Source organism: Rhodococcus sp. WS1, assembly GCF_003797745.1.
GTDB classification, from domain to species: domain Bacteria; phylum Actinomycetota; class Actinomycetes; order Mycobacteriales; family Mycobacteriaceae; genus Rhodococcus_F; species Rhodococcus_F erythropolis.
The window spans coordinates 268,341-293,052 of sequence record NZ_RKLZ01000003.1 but is presented as its reverse complement, the minus strand read 5'-3'; the positions used below and the strand labels follow the sequence as shown (position 1 = coordinate 293,052).

At 63.1% G+C, this 24,712-nt stretch carries 24 protein-coding genes and 1 other RNA gene; 11 read left to right on the top strand and 14 right to left on the bottom strand.

Annotation, left to right across the window (positions count from 1 at the left end; genetic code table 11):
• Positions 1–10: 10 nt before the first annotated feature.
• Both EEB12_RS26495 and EEB12_RS26490 read left to right on the top strand, forming a co-directional pair.
• The gene (locus tag EEB12_RS26495) at positions 11–403 is read left to right on the top strand and encodes a DUF3349 domain-containing protein (protein ID WP_141488797.1); all 393 of its coding nucleotides are present in this window, start codon (positions 11–13) and stop codon (positions 401–403) included.
• Positions 404–553: 150 nt separating this feature from the next.
• Positions 554–1,597 (top strand): alpha/beta hydrolase, encoded by a 1,044-nt coding sequence (locus EEB12_RS26490; RefSeq protein WP_019748933.1) that lies wholly within the window; start codon positions 554–556, stop codon positions 1,595–1,597.
• A 72-nt stretch (positions 1,598–1,669) separates the two neighbouring features.
• On the opposite strand, the gene EEB12_RS26485 is transcribed toward EEB12_RS26490, so the two are convergent.
• On the bottom strand, positions 1,670–2,062 hold the full coding sequence (locus EEB12_RS26485; RefSeq protein ID WP_019748934.1) for a VOC family protein: 393 nt from the start codon (positions 2,060–2,062) through the stop codon (positions 1,670–1,672).
• 56 nt (positions 2,063–2,118) lie between these two features.
• Here EEB12_RS26485 and EEB12_RS26480 point away from each other — a divergent pair, with 56 nt between their 5' ends.
• On the top strand, positions 2,119–2,898 hold the full coding sequence (locus tag EEB12_RS26480) for a helix-turn-helix transcriptional regulator (protein ID WP_258537389.1): 780 nt from the start codon (positions 2,119–2,121) through the stop codon (positions 2,896–2,898).
• A gap of 2 nt (positions 2,899–2,900) precedes the next feature.
• On the top strand, positions 2,901–3,251 hold the full coding sequence (locus tag EEB12_RS26475; protein WP_019748936.1) for an inorganic pyrophosphatase: 351 nt from the start codon (positions 2,901–2,903) through the stop codon (positions 3,249–3,251).
• On the opposite strand, the gene EEB12_RS26470 is transcribed toward EEB12_RS26475, so the two are convergent.
• The 3 genes from EEB12_RS26470 to EEB12_RS26460 are packed head-to-tail and all read right to left on the bottom strand — an operon-like array spanning position 3,244 to position 6,162.
• Complete coding sequence (locus tag EEB12_RS26470) at positions 3,244–4,353, bottom strand: LLM class flavin-dependent oxidoreductase (protein ID WP_141488795.1); 1,110 nt, start codon at positions 4,351–4,353, stop codon at positions 3,244–3,246. The two genes, EEB12_RS26475 and EEB12_RS26470, sit on opposite strands and share 8 nt — an antisense overlap.
• Positions 4,353–5,198, bottom strand: coding sequence for a hydroxyethylthiazole kinase (thiM, locus tag EEB12_RS26465; protein ID WP_019748938.1), 846 nt, complete (start codon positions 5,196–5,198; stop codon positions 4,353–4,355). Before thiM ends, EEB12_RS26470 begins: the two co-directional genes overlap by 1 nt.
• A gap of 43 nt (positions 5,199–5,241) precedes the next feature.
• Positions 5,242–6,162, bottom strand: coding sequence for a sulfurtransferase (locus tag EEB12_RS26460; RefSeq protein WP_084326252.1), 921 nt, complete (start codon positions 6,160–6,162; stop codon positions 5,242–5,244).
• A gap of 128 nt (positions 6,163–6,290) precedes the next feature.
• On the opposite strand from EEB12_RS26460, the gene EEB12_RS26455 reads away from it, so the two are divergent.
• A complete protein-coding gene (locus tag EEB12_RS26455) occupies positions 6,291–6,977 on the top strand; it encodes a GntR family transcriptional regulator (RefSeq protein WP_021344625.1) in 687 nt (228 codons plus the stop codon).
• Between the two features lie 47 nt (positions 6,978–7,024).
• Here EEB12_RS26455 and EEB12_RS26450 read toward each other — a convergent pair whose 3' ends face one another.
• The 4 genes from EEB12_RS26450 to EEB12_RS26435 all read right to left on the bottom strand — a co-directional run bounded on the left by EEB12_RS26450 (position 7,025) and on the right by EEB12_RS26435 (position 10,778).
• Positions 7,025–7,546 carry a hypothetical protein gene (locus EEB12_RS26450; RefSeq protein WP_133727518.1) on the bottom strand — a complete coding sequence of 174 codons (522 nt, stop codon included), beginning with the start codon at positions 7,544–7,546 and terminating at the stop codon, positions 7,025–7,027.
• Positions 7,547–7,564: 18 nt separating this feature from the next.
• On the bottom strand, positions 7,565–8,596 hold the full coding sequence (locus EEB12_RS26445; protein WP_019748942.1) for a cupin domain-containing protein: 1,032 nt from the start codon (positions 8,594–8,596) through the stop codon (positions 7,565–7,567).
• A 43-nt stretch (positions 8,597–8,639) separates the two neighbouring features.
• Entirely contained in the window at positions 8,640–9,461 is an 822-nt protein-coding gene (locus EEB12_RS26440; protein WP_019748943.1) for an alpha/beta fold hydrolase, read from the bottom strand.
• Between the two features lie 189 nt (positions 9,462–9,650).
• Entirely contained in the window at positions 9,651–10,778 is a 1,128-nt protein-coding gene (locus EEB12_RS26435; protein ID WP_020908136.1) for an NDMA-dependent alcohol dehydrogenase, read from the bottom strand.
• Between the two features lie 166 nt (positions 10,779–10,944).
• On the opposite strand from EEB12_RS26435, the gene EEB12_RS26430 reads away from it, so the two are divergent.
• Positions 10,945–11,805, top strand: a complete 861-nt coding sequence (locus EEB12_RS26430) for a spermidine synthase (RefSeq protein ID WP_029255610.1) — start codon at positions 10,945–10,947, stop codon at positions 11,803–11,805.
• Between the two features lie 9 nt (positions 11,806–11,814).
• On the opposite strand, the gene EEB12_RS26425 is transcribed toward EEB12_RS26430, so the two are convergent.
• The 3 genes from EEB12_RS26425 to EEB12_RS26415 form a co-directional block, all read right to left on the bottom strand.
• The gene (locus EEB12_RS26425) at positions 11,815–14,829 is read right to left on the bottom strand and encodes a bifunctional [glutamine synthetase] adenylyltransferase/[glutamine synthetase]-adenylyl-L-tyrosine phosphorylase (RefSeq protein WP_019748946.1); all 3,015 of its coding nucleotides are present in this window, start codon (positions 14,827–14,829) and stop codon (positions 11,815–11,817) included.
• Positions 14,826–16,166, bottom strand: coding sequence for a glutamine synthetase family protein (locus tag EEB12_RS26420; RefSeq protein WP_003941637.1), 1,341 nt, complete (start codon positions 16,164–16,166; stop codon positions 14,826–14,828). The genes EEB12_RS26425 and EEB12_RS26420 overlap by 4 nt, the downstream gene beginning before the upstream one ends.
• A 107-nt stretch (positions 16,167–16,273) precedes the next feature.
• On the bottom strand, positions 16,274–17,845 hold the full coding sequence (locus EEB12_RS26415; RefSeq protein WP_030537557.1) for an alpha/beta hydrolase: 1,572 nt from the start codon (positions 17,843–17,845) through the stop codon (positions 16,274–16,276).
• A 207-nt stretch (positions 17,846–18,052) separates the two neighbouring features.
• Between EEB12_RS26415 and panB the strand changes: the two genes are divergently transcribed.
• The 3 genes from panB to pip are packed head-to-tail and all read left to right on the top strand — an operon-like array spanning position 18,053 to position 20,379.
• Positions 18,053–18,904 carry a 3-methyl-2-oxobutanoate hydroxymethyltransferase gene (gene panB / locus EEB12_RS26410; RefSeq protein WP_003941624.1) on the top strand — a complete coding sequence of 284 codons (852 nt, stop codon included), beginning with the start codon at positions 18,053–18,055 and terminating at the stop codon, positions 18,902–18,904.
• A 51-nt stretch (positions 18,905–18,955) separates the two neighbouring features.
• Positions 18,956–19,396 carry a hypothetical protein gene (locus EEB12_RS26405; RefSeq protein ID WP_020969914.1) on the top strand — a complete coding sequence of 147 codons (441 nt, stop codon included), beginning with the start codon at positions 18,956–18,958 and terminating at the stop codon, positions 19,394–19,396.
• Positions 19,396–20,379, top strand: coding sequence for a prolyl aminopeptidase (pip, locus tag EEB12_RS26400; RefSeq protein ID WP_019748949.1), 984 nt, complete (start codon positions 19,396–19,398; stop codon positions 20,377–20,379). The genes EEB12_RS26405 and pip overlap by 1 nt, the downstream gene beginning before the upstream one ends.
• A 4-nt stretch (positions 20,380–20,383) precedes the next feature.
• Here the strand turns inward: pip and EEB12_RS26395 are convergent, their stop codons facing one another.
• The 3 genes from EEB12_RS26395 to rnpB form a co-directional block, all read right to left on the bottom strand.
• On the bottom strand, positions 20,384–21,793 hold the full coding sequence (locus tag EEB12_RS26395) for an RNB domain-containing ribonuclease (protein WP_141488907.1): 1,410 nt from the start codon (positions 21,791–21,793) through the stop codon (positions 20,384–20,386).
• 108 nt (positions 21,794–21,901) lie between these two features.
• Positions 21,902–22,087: a hypothetical protein gene (locus EEB12_RS26390; protein WP_007735457.1), complete on the bottom strand. Its 186-nt coding sequence runs from the start codon at positions 22,085–22,087 to the stop codon at positions 21,902–21,904.
• Between the two features lie 320 nt (positions 22,088–22,407).
• An RNA gene (gene rnpB / locus EEB12_RS26385) (RNase P RNA component class A) lies at positions 22,408–22,822 on the bottom strand.
• Between the two features lie 54 nt (positions 22,823–22,876).
• Here rnpB and EEB12_RS26380 point away from each other — a divergent pair.
• Positions 22,877–23,404: a DUF1697 domain-containing protein gene (locus EEB12_RS26380; RefSeq protein ID WP_141488794.1), complete on the top strand. Its 528-nt coding sequence runs from the start codon at positions 22,877–22,879 to the stop codon at positions 23,402–23,404.
• A gap of 28 nt (positions 23,405–23,432) precedes the next feature.
• A complete protein-coding gene (locus EEB12_RS26375) occupies positions 23,433–24,668 on the top strand; it encodes an SLC13 family permease (protein WP_080910086.1) in 1,236 nt (411 codons plus the stop codon).
• Positions 24,669–24,712: the final 44 nt, after the last annotated feature.

The window sequence follows — 24,712 nt, the reverse complement described above, 5'->3', positions numbered from 1 at the left end:
GCTCGATTCGTTGAGTCTTCCACCACTTCTGGCTTCGATACTCGGCTGGCTCCGTGCCGGGTATCCGAACGGCGTGCCGGAGCAGGACTACGTCCCTTTGATGGCCCTGCTCCGGCGACAGCTGTCCGACGACGAGATCGCCGTTCTTGCCGACGATCTCGTCGCCGACTTTCCGGTTCCGGTCGATCCGATCGACTTTCCCGGTTCGGTCGATCCGATCGACTTTCCCGGTTCGGTCGATCCGATCGACTTTCCCGGTTCGGTCGATCCGATCGACATCGGCGTCCTCATCACCAAGGTCACCGACGATATTCCGCACGAATCGGACGTCGCCCGGGTACGTGAACACCTGATTCGTGGAGGGTGGCAAATCGACGCGCAACCTCCGGTCGACGACGCCTGACGGCACTACCCAAATCAGACCAGTTTGATAACGAAACGGTAACGGAGCCGTCGACGTCATTACAGACCACTTAGTGTCATCAGGAATTCCGTGCCTCGGGGGGCTCGGTCGGATTTCGGTGTGCAAGCACCTTTGGGGCGGGAGTGATACATGCACGAGGCTCACACAGATTTGGCGAAGAACCCAGATATTTCGAACCCGGATATTTCGAGAAACCGCATTTCGAAACGAATCAAGCGTCGGATCCTCGGCCTCGCCGCGACAGCACTCGCACTCCCCCTGACCGCAGGCCTGATCAGCGGATCAGTAGCGACCGCAGCGCCCGCGCGCACCGCCCCGGCCGGTGGATACGAGGAAGTGTTCGTCGACTCCTCGATGGGGCCGATCAAGGTTCAGATCCAGTGGGCTTCGCGCGGCGGCAACGCGGCGCTCTATCTTCTCGACGGTCTACGAGCACGCGACGACCGAAACGCATGGAGTTTCGAGACCAACGCTCTCGAGCAGTATCGCGGCGACAACGTCACCCTGGTCATGCCGGTCGGCGGGCAGTCCAGCTTTTACTCCGACTGGTATGCGAACAGCAATTTGAATCGCCAGCCGGTCACGTACAAATGGGAAACCTTCCTCACCCAGGAACTTCCCGCCTATCTGGAATCGCGCGGCGTCTCCCGAACCAACAACGGTGTGCTCGGATTGTCCATGGGTGGCAGCGCGGCACTGACGCTCGCCGCCTATCACCGCGATCAGTTCAAGTTCGCCGGATCGCTCTCGGGATACCTCAACATCTCAGCTCCAGGCATGCGTGAAGCAATCCGCGTGGCCATGGTCAGCGCAGGGTCCTTCAATGTCGATGCCATGTGGGGACCGCCATGGAACCCCGCTTGGCTCCGCAACGACCCCTTCGTGTTTGCACCCGAACTGGCTGGGCTCTCTCTGTACATCTCCGCCGCGAGCGGCCTACCCGGGCAGTTCGATCAACCGCGTCGTCCCGTCGACTTCGTGAATACCGGTAGCGCCATCGGCCTCGAAGCCCTTGCCCTGATGAACTCACGGGCATTCCAGCTGCGCATGAACTCCCTGGGAATTCCGGCAACGTACAGCTTCCCGGCCAACGGCACTCACTCGTGGCCGTACTGGGGCGCGGAACTGTGGAAGGCCCGAGGCCAGATCCTCGACACCCTCAACGCTTGGTGAACTGACAACGACTCGATCACCGACAATCGCAGGCCCCGACCGAATTTCGGTCGGGGCCTGCGTCGTTCGACATCAGAGCGCGGCAAAGAGATCCACGGTATTGCCGTCGGGATCGAGAAGAACGGCGTAGCGCTGGCCCCACACGGCATCAAATGGCTCTTTATGTCCGGGGAAGTCGGCTGTGATGCGCTGATACGCCTCGTCGACTGCAGCGGGTGTCCCGAAATCGAAGGCCAAAGCGACGGGGTGTCGACCTTCCCCGACAACGAAGTCAGGATCGAAGCTCGCGATGGTGGACAGCGCGTCCCAGGCCAGCCGAAGCCCACTGTCGAAAGTGAACTCCACGTGTGGAGCGTCAGCGGGTGTTTCCGGAATGTCGAGCCCGAGGGTTCGGTAGAACGCGAGGGAACGCGCGAGATCGTTGGTGACGATTCCGACGAGATCGAGTCTCGGAGAGACGGACACGGTATTTCTCCTGTTTCGGGTCGAGAAGTGATCGGCGAGTGTGTGACGATGATCTGATGACCGGCACTGACACCCTCGCTCTTGACGGTAGTCGGACGGTAGCGTCGAGTCTTGAACAAAACGGCCACACCTATGTCGAGACTCGGATCACAGGTTCGGCCGGCCTCTTCAGTTGCACGTGGAAAAGCACTACCGACCCCCATGCGCCCACGGAAGCAAAGCGGATTCTTCCCGATCTCTGCGCAGACTTCATCGTCGACAGCACCGGAAAGTCGTGGCTCGTCGGACCTGCAACCGGTGCCGATCTGGTTTCGGTCGCCGCGGGTACAACCATGTGGGGCATCCGGATCAATCCGCCGGCTCTGCGGAGCCTGCTCGGCACAGCGGCCGACGCGGTGCAGGATTCGAAGATCGCCTTCGACGACATCCTCACTTCCAGACAAGCGCGGGTACTTGCCGACGCCCTTAGCCACGAGGCAGTCGACGCTCACCTACTGGGCCAGTTGTGGCGTGGACTGGAACCCGACCACGGAATCGAGCGTGGTTACTCCGCGCTCATCTGCTCCCCTTCGACGCCGATACGAGAGATCGCTGCAGACCTCGGTGTTTCCGAACGTCATTTCAGACGATCGATCACGTCGGCGGTCGGGCTGTCCCCCAAACTGATTCAGAAAGTGCAACGTATCCAGGACGTGTTGACTCTCAGCCGCGATGCAAATCTCACGCTGTCGTCGCTGGCCGGTCGCGCCGGCTACGCCGACCAAGCCCACCTCGCGCGCGATACGCGAGCGCTGACAGGCCTGACACCGACTCAGCTACTGCGCGAGCACCGATAACGATGAGCGAAGACCTGTTCTCCGCCCTCGATCACCTGGCTGCCACGTCAACTGTCGTGATCGATCGCCCCCGAGGGTCGGCACACCCGCGTTACCCCGCTGCGATTTATCCGCTCGATTACGGCTATCTCGACGGGACCGTCAGCGCGGACGGCGACGGGATCGATCTGTTCCGAGGCTCTGCCGTCGGCAACGGCGTTGTTGCCATGGCCGTTATTGCCGACATCGACAAGAAGGACGTGGAAGTCAAGATCCTTCTCGACTGCACTGCCGATGAAATCGGCACTGCCGCAGCATTTCTCCGCGACACTTTGGGTCTCGGTACCACTGTCTTGCGGCGCGAAGTCAGCTGAGTTCGTCGAATCGCGGAACAAGATGCTCCGCAACCCACTTCGCTTCCTCGATCAGCGGCCAACCTGCCAGGATCAGTGCAGTCAAACCGGTTCGGCCGCGAAGCGTGCGTACCGAGTCCGTGATCGAATCCGGATCGCCGACGTAGTACACCGCCGATGACCCGGTGCCGAAGATGTCGAGAGGCGACCACGCTGTGATACCCGCGTACAGCCCGTCACCGACGTACAACTCCTCCGGTTCCGGAAGTCGGCCGGAAGCAATCTTGTCCGCCCAGCCCTGCCGCTGTGCGTCGCGAGCGGTGAAAGTCTTGAGGTCTTGCTTCCCCTGAGTACGACGACGCACTGCGTTGTCCAAGACATGAGCGATCTGCTCGACGCCCGTCTTCTCGAACAACGAACGGAACCGGTCGTGCGCCTGCGCCTTGGTGGGGCGAACGATCACACCGGTCAGCGCACCGAAGTCGGTGAACTCGCGCCCGGCTGCCTCCGCCGCCGCTCGTGCGGCAGAGAATTTGTCTTCGATGAACGAAGTCTCGCGCAACATCGCCAGATAGGTGTCGAGCACCTTGCCTGAATTCGCCAGGCCTGCAGGCGAATCACCGGTACCCCACAGCGGAACCTGATGCCCAGCGGGCGCATCGATACGCAGTGGTGTGTTGGGAAAGTTCGACTCCGTGCCTTCGGCGTAGATGCGGCGGAAGTCCGCCCAGTACTGCTCCCCCAACTCGTAACGGTCGTCGTGGGGCACGTTCATGTCGTACTTGGTCAGGATGTTCTCGCGTCCGTTGACCGAGTTGATCAACAGTCGGCCACCGCTGAAGGCGTCGAAAGTCAATGCCTTCTCCGCCAGCAGTCGCGCCGGCGTCATGTTCGCGTAGACGGCGACGAGGAACTTCATGCGCACGGTGTGCGCTGCCGCCCACGTCGCCGAAATGAACGGATCGTTCGGCCAGGTGGCAACAAGCGCACCTTCGAATCCGCCGTCGTCGATGGTCTTCGCGAGCTCGATCTGCCTGGCCCCGTCCACGGGGAACAGCCCGCCGGGGCTCCACGGGTAGTCCCCGTCGGCCTGGGTGAGATACCAGAATGTCTTGACGCCCATCAGTTCTGCACTCCAGCCGGCAGGTCGAACGATTCGATTCGGGCACGTGAGCGGATGGTGTCCGCACTCACGGTGTAGAGCGCGTCGAGGTACGCGACCGCGAAAGAACCAGGACCTGAGGCTTTTTCCTCGGCGATCTCCGATGCCACGGCAACATGCGTATGCGCGGCAACCAATCCGTCCAGCGCGGTCGGCGTAACGGCGAGGTAGGCAGCGACCAGGCCTCCCAGAGAGCAACCGGTACTGGTCACGCGCGGCAACAGAGCGCTGCCACCGGAGACTCGGATGCCCCGAACGTCGCCGCCACCATCGCGGCCGACGATGTAGTCGACCGGGCCTGATGCCGACACGGCATCCGCATGCTTCAGGAGTGACAGAGCGGCGGGCACTGCGTCGGCGGAGTCGGAGGCACTGTCGACGCCGCGGGTGTCACCGCCGAGTCCGGCCAGAGCGATGATCTCCGATGCGTTCCCGCGGATGGCGCTGGGGTGAAAGCGCAGCAGATCCACAGCAATACCGCTCCGCCAGGGTAGTCCGCCGACACCGACTGGATCCAAAACCCATGGCGTACCGGCAGTTCGGGCCGCTTCTGCGGCAATCAGGAAGGCTTCGGCTGTCCCGTCGTCCGGCGTTCCGAGGTTGACGAGCACTCCCCCGGCGACGGCAGCGAACCCACCCACTTCATGAACGTTGTCGATGTGAGCGTTGCTTGCGCCGGCAGCGAGCAGAACATTGGTCAAGAAGTTCGCCGAAACGATGTTCGTCAGCGACTGGACGAGCGGTACCTGATCGCGGAGTGCGTCGATCGCCGACGCGACGGTTTCGACAGAGACAGTGTCAGACATGAGAATTCCTTCAGGACGGGAGGTATTTGGGGACTGCGGCGATTCAGGACCGCGGACATCGCACATCCGGATTCGCGCCACCGGGCTCACTGCCGACAACCATCGGCAAAACCGGATCTGCAGTCCATTCCTCTAACGAACCGTCGTAGACTTTGACGTCCGCGTGGCCGCTGCGGATCAGCGCAAGTGCGGTCAAACACGCCGAAACTCCGCCACCGCAATAGATCACGACAGGGCCGGTGGCGGTTGGTAGAACGTCGGCCGATTTCGACAAGACTTTCTCGATCGGAAGCATCCGGGAGTCGGAGTCGAGAAGACTCTTCGCGGACAGATTCACGCTTGACGGAATGTGTCCGCGTCGCGAGTATCGCGTCTTCTCGGTTCCCTCGTACTGCTCAGGCGCGAGAGCGCACACCAGCGTTCCGGCTTCGCCTCCGCTGGACAGCGACGCAACGCGAGGTAAATCGACCCACAGACCCAGATCCGTCACGCTCCAACGCGTCGACGCCGACGTGTGGGTTTCGTCGTCGCCGCTCGCGAGCGCGAAGCCGCGTCGAGTCCATTCGGCGAGGCCACCGTCGAGAACTCTTGCTTCGATGCCGGCGTTGCGAAACACCCACCAGAGCCGTGATGCCCAGGTGGTCGATCCCTGGTCGTAGATCACGATTGTCGCGCCCGGCTCGATACCACTGGATTGGAGATCGGAAACCAACTGCTCCGTTGACGGGCGTGTGAAATGCAGCGCCGCTTCCCTTTCGGAGAAGACGTCCATGAGGTCGACATGTCGCGAACCCGGGATGTGCGAGGAGACCCAGCCGCCGTACCCGGATTCCGGGCGGTAGTCGCCGTCAAATCGCGCGGGAGGAAAATGAACCGTCGCGTCGAGCACGGCGACGCCTCCCTCACGCAGCATCGCGTCGAGTTCAACGGCACTCACCAGCGGCGACGCGGTCTCTCCAGCCACTTCGGACCCTCTCCCTCGGAAACGAACAAGCACGAACCTAAATGAGTACTAGCGTATACGCAAGTACTCACTCGTCGTCGATGGCATAATCGAACGCGCTCTACTTGCATGCACAGGAATGGGGACACATGGATCTCGACGCCGATACGAGCACCACCGATCTGCTGGTGCCGGAGGCTGCGCTCGGCCGGTCCGATCAGACCTCGCGGCAGTACCTGCGCCTGCGAGCCGACATCCTGGCCGGCAAGTTCCCCCAGGGCGCTCCGCTGCACGAGACTCAATTGTGCGAATCGTACGGCGCATCCCGCACCCCGATCCGGGAAGCACTCAACTGGCTCGCACACGACGGACTACTCGAACGAGCCGCTCGCGGTTTTCGTGTCCGTTCCGGCACACCCGAGGACGTCATCGAGATCTACGCGGCGCGGGTAGCCCTCGAATCGGAAGCGGCAGGCGCCGCGGCACTACGCCACAGCGATCTCGACCTTGCTCGCCTGGACGGATTACACGAGTTCTGCTGCACTGCAACCGAAGGCACCGAGGCGCGTTCCGGGAACTTCAAGTTTCACGAGGCCCTCTGGCAGGCCGCCCACAATTCCACGATCACGGCACTGCTGATCCGCCTCACCACCCAATTGCGAATCTACGACAGCGGCCCGCCGTCGAACTACGGCGAACCGGACCTGCTCAATTCGGAACATCAAGAGATCCTGAACGCCATCCGCGCCAGGGACGAATCGTCCGCGCGTGGCCACATGCGCAACCATCTCGAGCGCAGTCGCGACCAGCGGATAAGGATGTTCGCCAGCCGCTGACTTCAGACAGCCCCGAGTTATGCACACTGACGCCTACCCGCCGTCAGTCAGGCGGGGAGCGTGCCGATCTCGACGTCGTACACGCTCTCGGCCGGGCTCGACATCACTCGGTCCGCCATCTCCTGCTTGAGCACTGTCAGCCGTGACTCGTCTTCGGCTGTCCGGTCAGTCTTGCGGGAGAGAGTGATCAACTCGTCGACGACAAATCCCTCCCGAACAGTCAGCGTGGCGCTCGCGCCACGATAGCCGACCCGAAAGACATACAGTGCGAGCGTATTTCCTCGTTCAGGCCGGGCCAGGGAACTGTCGACGGTGTACCGCCCTTCGGTCACTGCGCGCGTGACCAACTCGAACGCGTCGCGCACTCCTGGTCCGCCGTGTGCAGTGGTGACGACCAACTCGCGACGCTCGACAGAGCCTTCCCCGCCGAGCACACCGAGTGCGCGCTCGAGGACTTTGTAGGCATGCGCCACCCCTCCCGGCGCCTGCGGCCCGTGATAGCGCAGAGCATCCTCGTACGTGAAGTCGAGCGTCATACCGTGATCGGTCACGATCAGCGAGTCGGTCATGATGGGCGTCCTTGCCGGTCAGTGCTGGCGGTCGATCGGATTGTTGCGCGAGACAATGAGCGGATCGACCGGCGTGAAAGGAAATTGCGGCAGATCGCGTTCCGGAACACCGAACGAGGCCGAGAGAACGCCGCGCGAGAACGCGGAAGCCGTTGCACGGTAGCCTATGTCGCCCGGCGTCGGCTGGTCGAAGAAGATGAGGAAGTTGATGTCCTTGTCACCTAAAACCTCGATGTGATGGGGGTAGGCACGCGGAACGAAATACACCTGACCGGGCTCTAGTAGGTAGGTGTCGAGCGAACCGTCCGGATCGAGGACCGTCATCCGCCCGTGACCACGATGCACGTATCCCATTTCGGCAGTGACGGGATGCCAGTGTGGCTCACGCATCCCACTCTCGCCAATAGTCAACGAGTACATCGAAAGATCCTCCAGCGCCGCCCAATACTGCTTGCGCGCCACTTTCGCCTGTCCGTACGGGTATGCGAGAGGCGCGATCTGGCCGTCGAGATCGAAGAGATGCGCGTTGGGAAAGCCGGCGGTATCGGGAACGACGGCGGCGCCGTCCCGCCGAACTATCTGGCACGCATCGGCCCTACCGAAGACGTCGAAGGCTGACGCGGCGAGGTCGTAGGTATTGCCGAGCACCGCGTTCGACATTGCGCTGACGCTACTCTGCAACGAAAAGTGCTGCGGGAGAGACGTTCGCAAAGCAGCGATGATCTCCGCCTCCTCCCCTCCGACATTCTCGATGTGATAAATCGCGCCGGATTCGACGTGATACATCTGCCCCGTTCGCACCACGAAACTGGCGAATTCGTCGGCATTGCCCAACATCGAGACGAGCACGGTTCCGCTGGTGACGTAGGCGATCTGGTTCGCATTGACGTTCCATTGTGGTTCGCGGATCGCGCCGGGGCCGAGAACAATTCGTTTGATCGACAGACCGGACAGGATCGGCAACGAACTCGTGTCGAGTTGCGAGATCGATCCGAGTTCGTTCTCGAAGACACTGGGACCATCGCGCAGCGAGGCAACGTGTGTGGACATGGCCTTTGATCCTTTCGACTCTTATCCTTCCGAATCGCTGACGTCAGTCCTCGATGAAGGCAAGGATGTCCCGGTCCAGGGTCTGCTGATACGAGCCGTAAATTCCGTGCGGTGCGCCCGGATACACCTTCAGCGTGCCCTTCTTCACCAGCTTGATCGCCTTCTCCGCCGCTGCGCCGATCGGCACGATCTGATCGTCGTCGCCCTGAGCGATGAGGAACGGAACGTCGATGGCTTCGAGATCGGAGGTCTGATCCGTCTCCGAGAATGCCTTGACGCAGTCGTAGGCCGCGGCGAGGTTGACCAACATCCCCTGTCGCCAGAAGTCGTCCTTCGCCCCTTGCGAGACGTCGGCCCCTTCGCGGTTCGCGCCGTAGAAGCTCTCGCTGAGATCCTTGTAGAACTGCGATCGATCTCGCAAAACTCCCTCACGAATGCCGTCGAACACCTCGATCGGTGTGCCTTCGGGGTTGCCGTCCGACTTGACCATGATCGGCGGAACGGCGCCGGCGGTGATCACCTTGTCCACGCGCCCCTTGCCGTGCTGCGCCGCGTAGCGGACCACTTCCCCGCCGCCGGTCGAATGGCCCACCACGATCAGGTCTTTCAGGTCGAGCGTGTCGATCAGCTCAGCCAGGTCCTTGGCATATGTATCCATGTCGTTGCCGGTGTACGTCTTCGACGAGCGACCGTGCCCTCGACGATCGTGCGCGATGGTCCGGTATCCGGCGTCGGCGAACAGCTTCATCTCGACCTGCCACGCGTCGGAACTCAGCGGCCACCCGTGGCTGAGGACGATCGGCCGGCCGACGCCGTGCTCGGTGTAGTAGATCTCGGTTCCGTCGGAAGTGGTGATGTAGGGCATGTTCTGCTCTTCTCTGTCGAGTCGTGGACTGAGGTCTGGACACGGTGCCCGGTTTCCTCACTCTGCGAGTGCCCACTATCGGGGCAGTCGACTCATCGATCGACAGAAATCTGCATGGGGGCAGAAGACTCCGGCCCGACACCACGAAGTGTGGTGTCGGGCCGGACCCTTCAGTCAGAGGGGGAACGATCAGTAATCGTCCTCCGTGTAGACGATCATTCCGCGCAGGTTCTTTCCCTCGAGCATGTCGGCGTAACCCTCGTTGATCTCCTCGAGCTTGTAGGTCTTGGTCACCAACTCGTCGAGTTTGAGTGCGCCGCTTCGGTAGTGATCGAGCAACTTGGGAATCTGGGACCGTGGTCCTACCCCGCCGAAGATGGCTCCCTGCAAACGCTTCTGTAGAAGGGTCAGCTCGAAGAGGCTGAGCGTCACCTGCGAATCCGCGTAGTGCCCCATTCCGACGACTACGACCTGCCCGCCCTTGCCCGTCGCGCTGAGCGCGGGCTGAATGATGTCGCCGTGAATCTCGCCCACGGTGATCACGGTGACGTCGGCCATCTTGCCCCAGGTGATCTCGCCGATCACCGGTAGCGCTTCCTCGAGGGAGGCAAACGTGTGTGTGGCGCCGAATTCCTTTGCCTTGTCACGCTTGAACTCGACGGGATCGATCGCGATCACAAATCGTGCTCCGGCTGACGCCGCACCCTGCACCGAGTTGATTCCGACGCCGCCGACGCCGACGACCACCACCGTGTCGCCGACCTTGGCTCCACCGATCGCGGTGGCCGATCCCCAACCGGTGGCAACACCGCAGCCGAGCAAGGCCGCCTTGTCGAGCGGGATGTCCTTCTCGATCTTGATCACCGACGCCTCGTTGACGGTCACGTACGGCGAAAATGTTCCGAGCAGGCACATCTGGATGACCGGCTCGTCGTTGAGGGTGACGCGGTACGTCTTGTCCGAGATCGCCTGCCCGGTCAACAGGCCGGCTCCCTCGTCGCAGATGTTCTGCAAACCCTTCGCGCAAGACGGACAACGTCCGCACGCCGGGATGAAGGCGAGAACCACGTGGTCGCCTTCTTCGACGCTCGCGACACCCGGGCCGACCTTCGTCACCACTCCGGCGCCTTCGTGCCCGCCCAAGGCCGGGTAGAAGGGCAGCGGGCTGGCGCCCGTACGCAAATGTTCGTCCGAATGGCACAGCCCCGATGCGGCGAGTCGGACCTGTACCTCACCCGAGACGGGGTCCCCCAGCTCGACCTCTTCGATCTCCCATGCCTGACCTGGCGCCTTGACTACCGCTGCCTTGACCTTCACCTGCACTCCTCGAAATTCTTCGTGATGCACGGACGACGAAAGAACGCGCCGGCATTTGTGTCGCCGATCACACTCCACCTACGAGTGTGCCTGAAACTACTCGAGAATACCGCCGGTCCGTGCGCCTTTTTGGTACTCGGCGCTACCGGAAACGCGCACGGCTAGTATCAACACAGTGGCCAAGGGAACTCGCAAGACAAGAACTCGCAGCGGTACTCCCGAGCGAGGCGAGTCCGGTCCCGTCGCCGGTACTTTTCCGATCGATACCGGGACGTGCGAACTTGTCCGCGACCAGTACTCCGACGACAGCTGGATCATCCAGATCAACGGAGTGCCCAGTTCCCACGTGAACGTCGCAGATCCGACGGTGCTCGATTTCGAGTACATGCGGTGGATCGCGCATCTGGTCGATTCCGAACGTGACAAGACCGAGCGTCTGCGGGTTCTGCATCTCGGCGGCGGAGCCTGCTCCATGGCCAGGTACTTCGCCGCCACTTACCCCGACGCGCGTCAGGTGGTTGTCGAAATCGACGGCGCCCTGGCCGAACTGGTGCGCGATTGGTTCGACCTACCGCGCGCACCGCTGCTGCGCATTCGTGTCGGTGAAGCCCGCGCCGTCACCGAAACTCTCACCGAGTCCACCCGAGACGTCGTGATTCGAGATGTCTTTGCCGGCAACACAACTCCGACTCCGCTGACAACAGCGCAATTCACCACCCACGTACGACGCGTGCTGGCACCGGGCGGTATCTACATCGTCAACTGCGGCGACACCCCGGATCTTCAGGGCGCGCGCAGTGAAGCCGCAACGATCGGTGCGCAGTTCGAACACATGGCGATCATCGCCGATCCCGCGATGCTCAAGGGCCGTCGCTACGGCAACATGATCATCGCGGGCAGCGACGTACCGATCGGCGGGCAACCCGCGCTCGCGCGCGAGCTACTCGGCGGCGGCGTGCCCGCCCACGTGTGGCAGGACGCCGAAGTCCGCAAGTTCGCCGCGAACGCGCCGGTTCGGCAGGACTGAGCGAAAACGCTACTCCCCGCCGAAGACCCTCTCCACCACAGCTTTTGCCCGTCGTGTGATGCGCAGGTAGTTGTCGAGGAACTCCCCTGCGTCGTCGCCGTATCCAGCGACCTGCGCCACCGCCGCGAGAACACGGCCCGGGCCGGGAAGCTGATCGGTCGGCTTGCCTCGCACCAGAACGAGGCAGTTGCGTGCCTTCGTCGCGGTGATCCAGGCGTCACGCAGCAGTTCGACGTCACCTTCGCTGAGCAGTTCCGCGGCGCCGATGGCGTCGAGAGTCTCGAGCGTCGATGTGTTGTGCAGCGACTCGATCTTGTCCGCGTGGCGCAGCTGCAGCAATTGCACAGTCCACTCGATGTCGGCCAAGCCACCGCGACCCAGTTTGGTGTGCGTCGCCGGATCGGCTCCGCGAGGAAGCCTTTCGGAATCGACGCGCGCCTTGATGCGCCGGATCTCGCGCACCGCCGCGTCACTGACGCCGCCTTCGGGGTAGCGCGTCTTGTCGATCATGTGCAGGAACCGCAGTCCCAGTTCAGGATCACCGGCAACCGGGTGCGCACGAAGCAGCGCTTGAATCTCCCACGCCTGAGCCCACTTCGCGTAGTACGCGTCGTACGACTCGAGCGTGCGAACCATCGGTCCGTTGCGGCCTTCCGGACGCAATCCGGTGTCGACTTCGAGCGGAGGATCCGTGCTCGGTGCCCCGAGAAGCTTGCGCACCTTGTCGGCAATGCTGTTGGCCCACTTGACCGCAACGGTCTCGTCGACGCCCTCGCGGGGTTCGCACACGAACAGCACGTCCGCATCGGATCCATAGCCGAGTTCGCCGCCGCCGAGTCGGCCCATGCCGATGACGGAGAAACTGGCCGGCGCCTCGGTCCCGAGTTCAGTGACGCTGGCCTTGATCACCGCGGAGAGCGATGCATTGAGCACCGCGGCCCACACCGAGGACAGCGCCTTGCAGACGGCGGGAACATCGAGCATGCCGAGGATGTCGGCCGAAGCGATGCGCGCAAGTTCGTGTCGCCGCAGCGAGCGGGCCGCGGCAACAGCACGATTGGGATCACTGTGTCGGCCGGAGGCGGTGAGGATTCCGCGAGCGACGTCCTCGGGCTTCGGCTCGACAAGGCGCGGTCCACTCGGCGAATCCGCGAACAAGCGAATCACGTCGGGAGCCTTGATGAGCAGGTCGGGTAGGTACGCCGACGAGCCCAGCACGGTCATCAGACGCTCGGCCACCGCAGCCTCGTCGCGGAGCAGGCGCAGGAACCACGTCTGGTCGACGAGCGCGTCCGAGAGCCTGCGGTAAGCGAGCAGACCTGCATCGGGATCCGGTGTGTCCGCGAGTGATTCGAGCAGAGTCGGCAACAGGAGCGCTTGAATGCGACCCTTGCGTGAAGCGCCACTCGTCAGTGCAGTCAGATGCCCGAGAGCATGCTCGGGTGCCGTGTAACCCAGAGCGGCCAACTGCCGAACCGCGGCTTCTGGTCCCAGGACCAGCGCTTCCTTGTCCATCCGCGCCACCGATTCGAGAAGCGGGCGGTAGAACAACTTGGCGTGCAGGCGGCGAATCCGATGCGAATTCCGCTTGATCTCGGCGCGCAGGACTCCCAGGGAATCCAGCCGACCGTCTGGCCGCATGTGCGCGGCGCGGGCCAGCCAACGCAGCGCTTCCTCGTCGTCCGGCGGCGGCAGGGTGTGTGTGCGCTTGAGCTTCTGCAACTGCAGACGGTGCTCGAGCAGGCGCAGGAATTCGTACGACGCAGTCAGGTTGGCGGCGTCGTCGCGGCCGACGTATCCACCCGCCGCCAATGCGGTCAGTGCATCGACCGTGCTCTGGACATGCAACGAACTGTCGGCGCGCCCGTGCACCAATTGCAGGAGTTGGACGGCAAATTCGACGTCGCGCAAACTTCCGCGGCCGAGTTTGAGTTCACGCTCACGCAGTTCGGGGGGAACCATTTCCTCGACGCGTCGACGCATGGCCTGGACTTCGGGGACGAAGTCCTCGCGCTCGGAGGCGATCCACACCATCGGGCTCATCGCCTCGGAGTACTGGCGACCGAGCTCCATGTCGCCGGTCATCGGACGAGCCTTGAGCAGTGCCTGGAACTCCCAGGTCTTGGCCCAGCGCTTGTAGTACGTGATGTGGGATTCGAGGGAGCGAACCAGTTCTCCGCGCTTGCCTTCGGGGCGCAGCGCAGCATCGACCTCGAAGAATGCGGAAGTACCGATACGCATCATCTCGCCGGCAACGCGGCTGGCCGTCGCATCGGCCGGTTCGGCGACGAACACGACGTCCACGTCGGAGACGTAGTTCAGCTCGCGCGCACCACATTTGCCCATGGCGATCACGGCGAGCCGGATCGGACAACTTCCCTCGGGGCACACCGTTGCGATAGCCACCGCCAGTGCGGCGGTCAGGGCAGCGTCCGCGAGATCGGAAAGCTGGTGACCCACAGTCTGATACGGCACTACTGGTTCGTTCTCGACGGTCGCCGCAAGATCAGCCGCAGCCAGCAGCATCAGCTGGTCCTTGTAGCTCTTGCGCAGAGCAACAACAGCTTCCGGCCCGGTCAGGGTTGCGCGGTAGGTCAGTGAGCCTTCGGTAGCGCCCTCGTCGAGGGTGGCGCCCACGGCCTCGAGCAATGCTGCGGTGGCCTCGTCCTTGGTCGGCAGAGCGGTTCCGTCGAGCAGTTTCCAGCCGATCGGATCCGCGGCCAGGTGATCGCCGAAGGCCGACGACGCACCCACGAGTGCGAACAAGCGGCCTCGCAGGCTTTTGTCCTTGCGCAATGCCTGATCGAGTTCGCGCCACCCGTCGTCGAGCCCGTCCTTGATCCGCACAAGGGTGCGCAGAGCGAGGTCGGCATTCGCGGCACGCGAAAGCGACCACAAGAGTTCGATGCTCTCGGCGTCGACCCAACCGAGCTGACGCAACTCGTCGGCAGCGGTGGGCTCGACCAGCCCGAGTCGACCCGGTCCTGGAACTGCTGATCTCGCAGCGGGCGGTTTCACCGTCACAGACCGAGGTAGGTCTTGAGCTCGAACGGCGTCACGTGGCTGCGGTATTCCTCCCACTCACGACGCTTGTTGCGCAGGAAGAAATCGAAGACGTGTTCGCCGAGTGCTTCGGCCACCAGTTCCGACTTCTCCATCTCGCGCAGAGCGCTGTCCAAGTTGCTCGGCAGTTCCTTGTAGCCCATGGCGCGGCGCTCGGCGGAGGTCAACGACCACACGTCGTCTTCTGCCTCGGGCGGCAAGGTGTAGCCCTTCTCGATGCCGCGAAGACCGGCAGCAAGCAGGACCGCGAAAGTCAGGTACGGGTTGCAGGCCGAGTCTGGGCTTCGGATCTCGACGCGGCGCGAGGACGCCTTGTTGGGCGTGTACATCGGGACGCGAATGAGAGCCGATCGGTTGGACGGGCCCCACGACGCAGCAGTGGGTGCCTCTCCCCCGTGGACGAGTCGCTTGTACGAGTTGACCCACTGGTTCGTGACCGCACTGATCTCGTTGGCGTGCTCGAGGATGCCGGCGATGAACGCCTTGCCGGTCTCGGAGAGCTGCATCGGATCGTCAGGATTGTGGAAGGCGTTCGTGTCGCCCTCGAACAGGCTCATGTGGGTGTGCATCGCGGAGCCGGCCTGATCACTGAACGGCTTGGGCATGAAGCTCGCCCGGACGCCTTCACCGATCGCGACCTCCTTCACGACGTATCGGAACGTCATGACGTTGTCGGCCATCGAGAGCGCGTCGGCGTAGCGCAGATCGATCTCCTGCTGACCCGGCGCGGCCTCGTGGTGGCTGAACTCGACCGAGATGCCCATCGACTCGAGTGCGTCGATGGCGTGGCGGCGGAAATTCGGAGCCGAATCGTGCACGGCCTGGTCGAAGTATCCGCCCGAGTCGGCCGGGATCGGCGGAGTGCCGTCGATCGGGCCGTTCTCCAGAAGGAAGAACTCGATTTCCGGGTGGACGTAGCAGCTGAAGCCCAAGTCGCTGGCCTTGCTCAACTGGCGACGCAGTACGTGGCGCGGATCGGCCCACGACGGCGAACCGTCGGGCATCGTGATGTCGCAGAACATGCGCGCGGAATGTTGCGCACCGTCCTTGTGGGCCCACGGCAGGATCTGGAATGTCGAGGCGTCGGGCCGAGCGACGGTGTCGGCTTCGGAGACTCGAGAGAATCCCTCGATGGCGGAACCGTCGAATCCGATTCCCTCCTCGAAGGCGCCTTCGAGTTCGGCGGGGGCGATCGCCACCGATTTGAGGTACCCGAGAACATCGGTGAACCACAAGCGGACAAACCGAATGTCGCGCTCTTCCAGGGTACGAAGCACGAATTCTTTTTGGCGATCCATGCACGCGAGACTAAGCAAGCCACGTTAAATCTGTGTTACATCAGTGGTCCCGGTTAACAGAGTGATTGGTCACCATCGAATAGGCGCAGCGTACGGCGTCGCGCTGGTTAACATGTCAGACCCTCTTCCGGTGCCTTCAAGTAAACGAAGTAGTCGACGACGGCATCGTCGACGCAGGAGTTTCCGTCCAGAACCACCGTGTGTTGGGTTCCGTCGAACGTGATCAGGGCAGCGCCCAACTGCTTGGCGAGATCCACTCCGGCTTGATACGGCGTTGCCGGATCCTGCGTCGTGGAGACGACGACCAACTGAGGCAGGCCGGCATCGGCGAGCGCCTGGGGGTCGAGCGCGTGGGGGCTGCCGGTAGCCGGAACGGGCCAGAACGCGCACAGGTCGAGCGGCGCTTGACCCGTCCCGCGGCCGTCGTCGAGGAACGGCGCCGCCTCGCGGTACCGAGTGTCGGATTCGCCGGCCTCGGCGCGGTCGGTGGTTGCCGGATCGTCCACGCAGCGAATGGCGTTGAACGCGTCGTTGATGTTGGAGTAGCTGCCGTCATCCTCACGGCCTTCGTACATGTCGGCGAGATTGAGCAGCGAGTCGCCGCGTCCGTCGGCCAGACTCGACAGACCCCCACGCAGCGGCGTCCACAACTGTGGCGAATACAGAGCCTGCTGCACGCCCGTGATCGCGTCTGAATAACTCAGCCCGCGCGGATCGGTGGTCTGTGCCGGCTTCTCGATCAACGGATCGACGAGTGCCTGAAAGCGTGCCTGCGCCTGCGCCGGATCATCACCCAGCGGGCAATCCGTTCGCGAGACACAGTCGGCGACAAAGGCGTCGAACGCGCCTTGGAAGCCCTGCCCCTGCAAGACCACTTCGTCGACCGGATCCTGCTCGGGGTCGAGCGCGCCGTCGAGAACCATCGCTCGGACGTTCTGCGGAAAGGTTTCCGCGTACGTGGATCCGAGCCGGGTCCCGTACGAGAACCCGAGGTAGTTCATCTTCGGATCGCCGAGAACGCCCCGAATGACGTCCATATCTCGCACCACCTCGTAGGTACCGACATGAGCGAGGAACTCCGTACCGGTCCGCTCAGCGCACTTGGCGGCGTAGTCCTTGCTGTCCGCCTCGGCGAGAGCGATGCCCTCCGGCGTCATGTCGACGTTGACCTCCGCACGCTCCGCGTCGGTCTCCTCCGGCGTCAAACACCGAACCTGCGGGGTCGATGCCCCGATCCCCCGCGGATCGAAGCCGATCATGTCGAAACGTTCCTGCAGTTCGGTGCCCGAACCCGATGTCGCCATCGACAGCCCGGACCCACCCGGCCCGCCGGGGTTCAGCAACAGTGAGCCGATGCGGTCGCCGGTTGCCTTCGAACGCGAGATCACCACCTTCGCGGTGTCGCCGTTCGGATTCGCGTAGTCGACGGGAACGCTCACCTCGGCGCAGTCGACCCCACGCCCCAGCGGCGCAGTTCCTTCTTCGACAAATTGGTCGCACGAACCCCAGTCGAGCGTCTGCTCGTAGAATTTCTCGAGGCCGGACGGCACCGCGGACGCGGCAGAACCAGCAGGTTCCACTGATTCGGGCGTGCCTTCCGAACTGGTGCAACCGACAACCAACACGAGCACTGCTGCGCTTCCGGCGAGGGCACCGGAGAGGCGAACGAACTTCGACATGCCATTGATGGTGCCAGGAAACCTCGGTAGCCAGCGGTTCGCCTCGGTTCGGCGCCTAACTGACAGGCACGCGGTGATGTGACCCATTGCACCCCGTCAACTATTCGTGTCGGCGATGTCCGGTGGCAGACTGAACACGTCATCACCCACACCCGGGGACCCGAAGGCGATCAACGCTCAGGGCCTCGAGGCCAGAAAGGGACAACGATGTCCGAAACACCTCTCTATGGTTCTGTACCCACTGCAAGCTCTACTGATGCACCGAAGCGTAAGACGCGCATTCACCACCTCGCCGAGATGAAGCAGAACGGCGAACGCTGGTCGATGCTCACCGCTTACGACTACTCCACGGCACGCATCTTCGAAGACGCAGGCATCCCGGTGCTGCTCGTCGGCGACTCTGCCGCCAACGTCGTCTACGGCTACGACACCACCGTGCCGATCACCGTCGACGAACTGCTCCCGCTCGTGCGTGGCGTGGTTCGCGGCGCCCCGCACGCACTCGTCGTCGCCGACCTCCCCTTCGGCACCTACGAGGGTTCCGCCGAGCAGGCCCTTGCGACTGCGACACGGTTCATGAAGGAAGGCCTCGCGCACGCCGTCAAACTCGAGGGCGGCGAGCGGATGAGCAAGCAGATCGCGGCTATCACCTCGGCCGGCATCCCCGTCATGGCTCACGTCGGATTCACCCCGCAGAGCGTGAACTCGCTCGGCGGATTCCGCGTCCAGGGTCGCGGCGACGCGGCCGAGCAACTTGTGGCGGACGCCATTGCAGTCCAGGAAGCCGGGGCGTTCTCCGTCGTCATGGAAATGGTTCCGGCCGAGATTGCGGGCCAGGTCAGCCGCAAACTCACCATCCCCACCGTCGGCATCGGGGCCGGTTCCGAATGCGACGCTCAGGTACTCGTCTGGCAGGACATGGCGGGTTACACGAGCGGTAAGACAGCCAAGTTCGTCAAGCGTTTCGGTAACGTCGGTGACGAACTGCGTTCCGCAGCCGCCGCCTATGCATCAGAAGTTCGCACTGGCGCTTTCCCGGCCGCAGAACACAGTTTCTGATCCGAGACCGGCGAACGCCGCCTGTCTCTCAACCAGCCAGGGGTGCGTTCAATGATCGGTAACCGTCGAAGTTCTACTGCCGCAGCTGTAGTCGGCGCGGCAGCTCTCGTCACGGTGCTGAGCGGATGCGCGGGAGGGTCCACCAACTCTCCCGCGCCCAGCAGCACTACGCCCGCGAGTTCCACCAAGACGGCGCCGGCAACAACCTCCGCGTCCGGTTCGACGTTCACCGACGCTCAGGTCCAGCAGTTGTGTTCGGATATGGAAGGGCAGCTGCAGAACTGGCGGACCGTCACCCCGACGCTCGGCAAGGGCGGACTGAACACGATCGTCATCACGTGGGCGACGCAGAACGGCATCAACCTGCTCGATCTCGCCCAGAACCGCGAAAGCATCGACGCGGCAACCTCGGCCGCGTGCCCGGACGTCCGGGGCGGCGCGATTTCCGCACTCGAGATTCCCGATCTCGCCTCCGGGCTGGTGGGCTTCTGATGAGCGAAACGTCAGCACCGCCGTCGGCTCTGCGGAGTCTCTATCCCCCGATCGAACCCTTTGTCACCGGCTTCCTCGACGTCGGTGACGGCCAGAGCATGTACTGGGAAGTCAGCGGAAATCCGGACGGCAAGCCTGTGGTGTTCCTGCACGGTGGCCCCGGTGGCGGTGCACAACCGGCGGTACGCCAGTTCTTCGATCCGGCCGCATATCGCATCGTTCTACTCGACCAGCGCGGCTGCGGGCGATCCACCCCGCACGTTGCCGACGGCGCCGACCTGTCGGTGAACACCACGGACAAGCTGCTGGCCGACATCGAAGCCCTGCGCGAACATCTCTCGATCGACAAGTGGATGGTATTCGGGGGGTCCTGGGGTTCCACGCTTTCCATCGCCTACGCCGAAACGTTTCCCACGCGCGTCACGGAACTGGTTCTGCGCGGGATCTTTCTCCTGCGTCGTAGCGAGATCGACTGGTACTACAACGGCGGCGCGGGAAACATCTTCCCGGAGCGCTGGGACAAATTCCTCGAACCGGTACCCGAGGCGCAGCGCGGCGAAGACCTCGTCGCGGTCTATCACCAACTGCTCCATTCCGAAGACCCCGACGTCGCGGCCCGGGCAGCGATCGCCTGGTCGGCTTGGGAAGGATCGACGAGCTACCTGTACCCCCAGGCGGACAAGATCGAACAGAACTCCGAGACCAGGTTCGCCTTGGCCTTCGCGCGTATCGAGAACCACTACTTCGTCAACGGCGGATTCTTCGACGAGGGCCAGCTCCTACGCAAAAGCTCCGCACTGCACGGCATTCCGGGGACGATCGTCCAGGGCCGCTACGACGTCGTCTGCCCCGCCACCAGCGCCTGGGCGCTGCACAAGGCGTGGCCCGAATCCAAGCTCGTGATCGTCGACGACGCGGGACACTCCGCGATGGAGCCCGGCATCGCACATCACTTGGTGGAAGCCACCGATTCGTACCGGTAGCGCCCTACGCCGGGAACGTGAATTCCACCGTCCGTTTGACAGTGTCGACGGCGGTGAGTCGCACCTTTGCGCGCTCACCGTCATCGGGCGTTCCGACACATTTCGCAATCACTGCGACCGACGGGACAAACACTTCCGCCGAGCGCTTTCCGTCCTTGGCGCGCATCACCACCGCGTCGAAGACCTCGCCGACCCGGCCGTCGAGCAGCGTGGACTCGGTGAGATCGATGCACGCGCGGTCGACCTTGTTCGCCAGTGAGTCGGACCCACTCATGATGTCGGGCAACTCGGGAAGGGCGGTGCGCACCCATTCCGGTACCGGCGTACCAGCTGTGATCGCCAGACACACCTCGGTGCTGAAGCGATCGGACAGCCGGCGCAGTGGAGCCGTCACATGAGCGTAGGGCGCTCCGATCCCCGCATGCACCGTCAACTCCGGTAGCTGGCCGTCGAAGGCCGCGTAGTCTGCGCCGCGCAGCAACGACGGCGCAACCGACATCAGCGCCATCGTCGACGGCTCGTTGGAATCGAGTCCGGCAAGAATCTGCCCGACGCTTCGACCCTCCGGCCACGTGATACCCAGCGCCACTGCAGTTCTCCGCAGGGTGCGAACCGCGGACGCCTCGGCCGGCGGCAGCGTGCGAAGCAGCCCGATACCTGCGTCGATCATCATGCGGCCGGCACACATCCCGGTCAGCAGCGACACTTCTGCGTTCCAGTCGTCCGCTTCGGTGCGTGGCTCGAGCTCGATCCGCCAGCGAGCCGAGGACTCGTCCTCTGGCTGATCCCGAACCACTGACTGCTCGGGCAGTTTCAGCTCGATGGCGCCCCTGGCAACCGCCGAGGCACTGCGCAATCGTCCGAACTCCGGTAGTGCGGCGATCGACGGATGCAAGGTGCCCGCGTCGGCGTCACGTTGCACGGTCGAATAATCCAGACGCGCCACCGATTTCACCAGAGCGCGTCTCACCTGCCATGACGTGGGCTCGGCCTGGGCGTCCAACTCGATACGCCACAGTGCGGCGGGGCGAACCACGTCCGGCAGCAGACTCGCCGATCCCTCCGACAACGCCCGAGGATGCAGCGGAACGGAACCGTCCGGGAGATAGAAGGTTTGGCCACGCTTGCGGGTTTCGACGTCGAGCGCACCGCCCGGCGTCACCACCGCCGCGACGTCGGCGATCGCGTAGTGCACGACGTACCCGGTCGAGGTCTTCTCGATGTGCACTGCCTGGTCGAGGTCCATCGATCCGGGAGGGTCGATGGTCACGAAGGCGATACCTGTTTCGTCGACACGCCCGGCACCGAAACGATCCACGGCATTCTCGGCCTCGGCCTGCGCCGCGGCCGAGAATGCTCCCGGCAAGTCGAACTCCGCCCGAACCACTCCGAAGTCGATTCCCTGCACCATCATTCGACTTGCGGGCACGCATCCTCCATGATCGGTTCGGGCCGGTGTAGCTGCTGTACCGGTCCCAGTTGTTCGAGTCCCAGTTATTTCAAGGCTCAGTTATTTCAAGGCTCAGTTGTTCCAGTCTTCGTCTGCCCGATCGGCGGCTTTGTTGCGTTCGGCAGCGATCTTCAATGCATGCTCGGCAGAGTCCCGATCAGGGTACGGCCCCATCCTCGTCAACGAGGACGCGCCCTTTCCCTGCGTGACGGAACCGTCGGACACGTCGAAGTACCAGAGTCGATCTTCATCAGTCATATCCACAGTGTGACATCAGAGTGAGATAGAAGCTTGTAGATCGCTGTGAGACTGATATTCTTTCTACTTGGCCTGGCAGGTGAGAACCGGACATTCGAACGGTGAGTTCTGCTTGAATGCCCAACACAAGCTACGAACAGAAAATGGAGTGCGCATGTCCGCAATTCTTTACGATTACCTCCTCCCGCTCATGGGCCATGACGCGGCAACGTACTGGGCTACGCTGCTGGTCATCAAGCCTGTCTGACAGCTTTTCGAACAAAAGAAGACCCCCACCGATCCGGTGGGGGTCTTCTTTTTCTCACTGTGCAGATCGCGGGCGGACGAGTCGGCGTGTAAGCCGGATCCTGTCCTGCGGCACCGAAGTGCCGAGTGGCGACCATCCATCTGGGCACACCGTCGCCGGGTGCCTCGAGCGGTTCACCCGCAGGCTCGGGCGAGCAGCCCTCGAACACCTGCGCAGCCGCACCGCGAGCGATGCGACCTTCAACCTTGCTCCGGGCGGGGTTTACCTAGCCACCCCGGTCACCCGAGGTGCTGGTGCGCTCTTACCGCACCGTTTCACCCTTACCTGCCTCGAAAGGCAGGCGGTCTGTTTTCTGTGGCACTGTCCCGCGAGTTGCCTCGGGTTGCCGTTAACAACCGCCCTGCTCTGTGGAGTCCGGACTTTCCTCGGCCCCAGGCCTGTGCGTGGTACACGCTGGTTCCAGAAGCCGCGGCCGCCCGGCCAACTCGTCCGCCCCCGTATGCTACCGGGCGCCTGTCGGTGGCCGGCACTATGGTCACCTTATGACTCGGTACGTGGCCCTGCTACGCGGTATCAACGTGGGCGGCATCAACATCAAGATGGCGGACCTCGCGAGAGTCTTCGGCGACCTCGGATTCCAAGGCGTGAAAACCGTCCTGGCCTCGGGCAACGTTCTGTTCGACAGTCCGAGCACCGACATCTCGTCGCTGAAGAAACAGATCGAATCTGCCCTCGCCCGCGAGTTCGGCTACGAGGCTTGGGTATTCGTCCTCGACATTCCGACGCTGCAAGCGATGGTGGACAACTACCCGTTCGACCGAGAACGCGAGGGTTGGCATGCTTACGCGATGGTTGCCTCCGAGCCGGAAATCCTCGAGGAATTGAGTGCTGCGGCAGCGCAACTCGATGCCTCGGTCGAACGCGTGGTGGCCGGCGACGGAGTCCTGTACTGGGAGGTCGAGAAGGGGCAGACCGTCAAGAGCGCGTTCGGCAGGAACACCGGAAAACCGAAGTTCAAGGCGTTCACCACAACCCGAAACCTGAACACGCTCTACAAACTGCTCAAATGACGCTTGCCCCGACACGGAGCACCAGCGCGTGACTCTTCTACCGATCCTGCTAGTCGCCGTCGTCCTCGTCTTCGCGATAGTGCGTCCACGTGGGCTTCCCGAGATCGTCATCGCCGGGCCGGCAGCTGTCGTCGTTCTCCTGACCGGTGTCGTCACTCTCGACGAAGCCCGCGAAGAACTGACGAGCATGGCACCCACCGTCGTCTTCCTGGTTGCCGTGCTGGTTCTCGCTCATGCCGCGGACGCTCTCGGCGTCTTTCGCTGGGTCAGCCAGATCCTGCAGCAAAAATCCCTCGCCGATCCGCACCGGTTGCTGATTTACGTATTCGGCGCGGCTGCCCTGACCACGGCGGTCCTGAGCCTCGACGCCACCGTCGTACTTCTGACACCCGCAGTGATCGCGGCCGCACGATCCATCGGAGCAAGTCCGCGGCCCCATTCGTATGCCAGTGCGCACCTGTCGAACTCGGCGTCGACGCTCCTGCCTGTGTCGAACCTGACCAACCTCATCGCTTTTGCTGCAACAGGTTTGACGTTCTTGCACTTCACCGCGTTGATGGCGTTGCCGTGGGTCGTGACGATCGCTGTCGAATATCTGATCTTCCGACTGTTCTTCCGTTCCGAACTCGTCCGCTCGGAAAACACAGAGCCACCGGCAAGTAAAACTTCCTCGCCTGCGCCGAGTCTGCCGCTGGCGGTGATCGGACTGACGCTGGTCGGTTTCGCGGTTTCGGGTTTCTTCGGGATCGAACCCGCCTGGATCGCTGTGGTGGGTGCGAGTGTTCTGGGAGCGATCGCTCTGGCTCGGCACCGTACGACCGCCTCCAAGATGCTCTACGCTGCCGACCTCTGGTTCTGCGCGTTCGTCCTGGTTCTCGGGATCATCGTCGCCGGAGTCGCGAACGGGCCGGTGGGAGAATGGATTGCGCAGATCCTGCCAGGCGACACCAGCTACGGATCACTGCTATTCGTCGCCGTGGTCGCTGCGCTCGCGTCCAACCTCGTCAATAACCTGCCGGCAACCTTGCTGATGATCGCAGCACTCGGGACGGGAGCACCTCCAGGCCTGGTGCTCGCGATGTTGATCGGCGTCAACCTCGGCCCCAACCTCACCTACGTGGGCTCTCTCGCGACAATGCTCTGGCGACGAGTTGCCACCAGCGCGGGCGCACCGCCCACGCTGGCGACATTCACTCTGCTCGGGGTCATCACGACGCCACTGACGCTGCTCGCTGCCGTGAGTGCCCTGTGGTTGGTGATCTGATCACCGGCTGATCACCGGCTGATCACCGGCTGATCAGCAGTCGG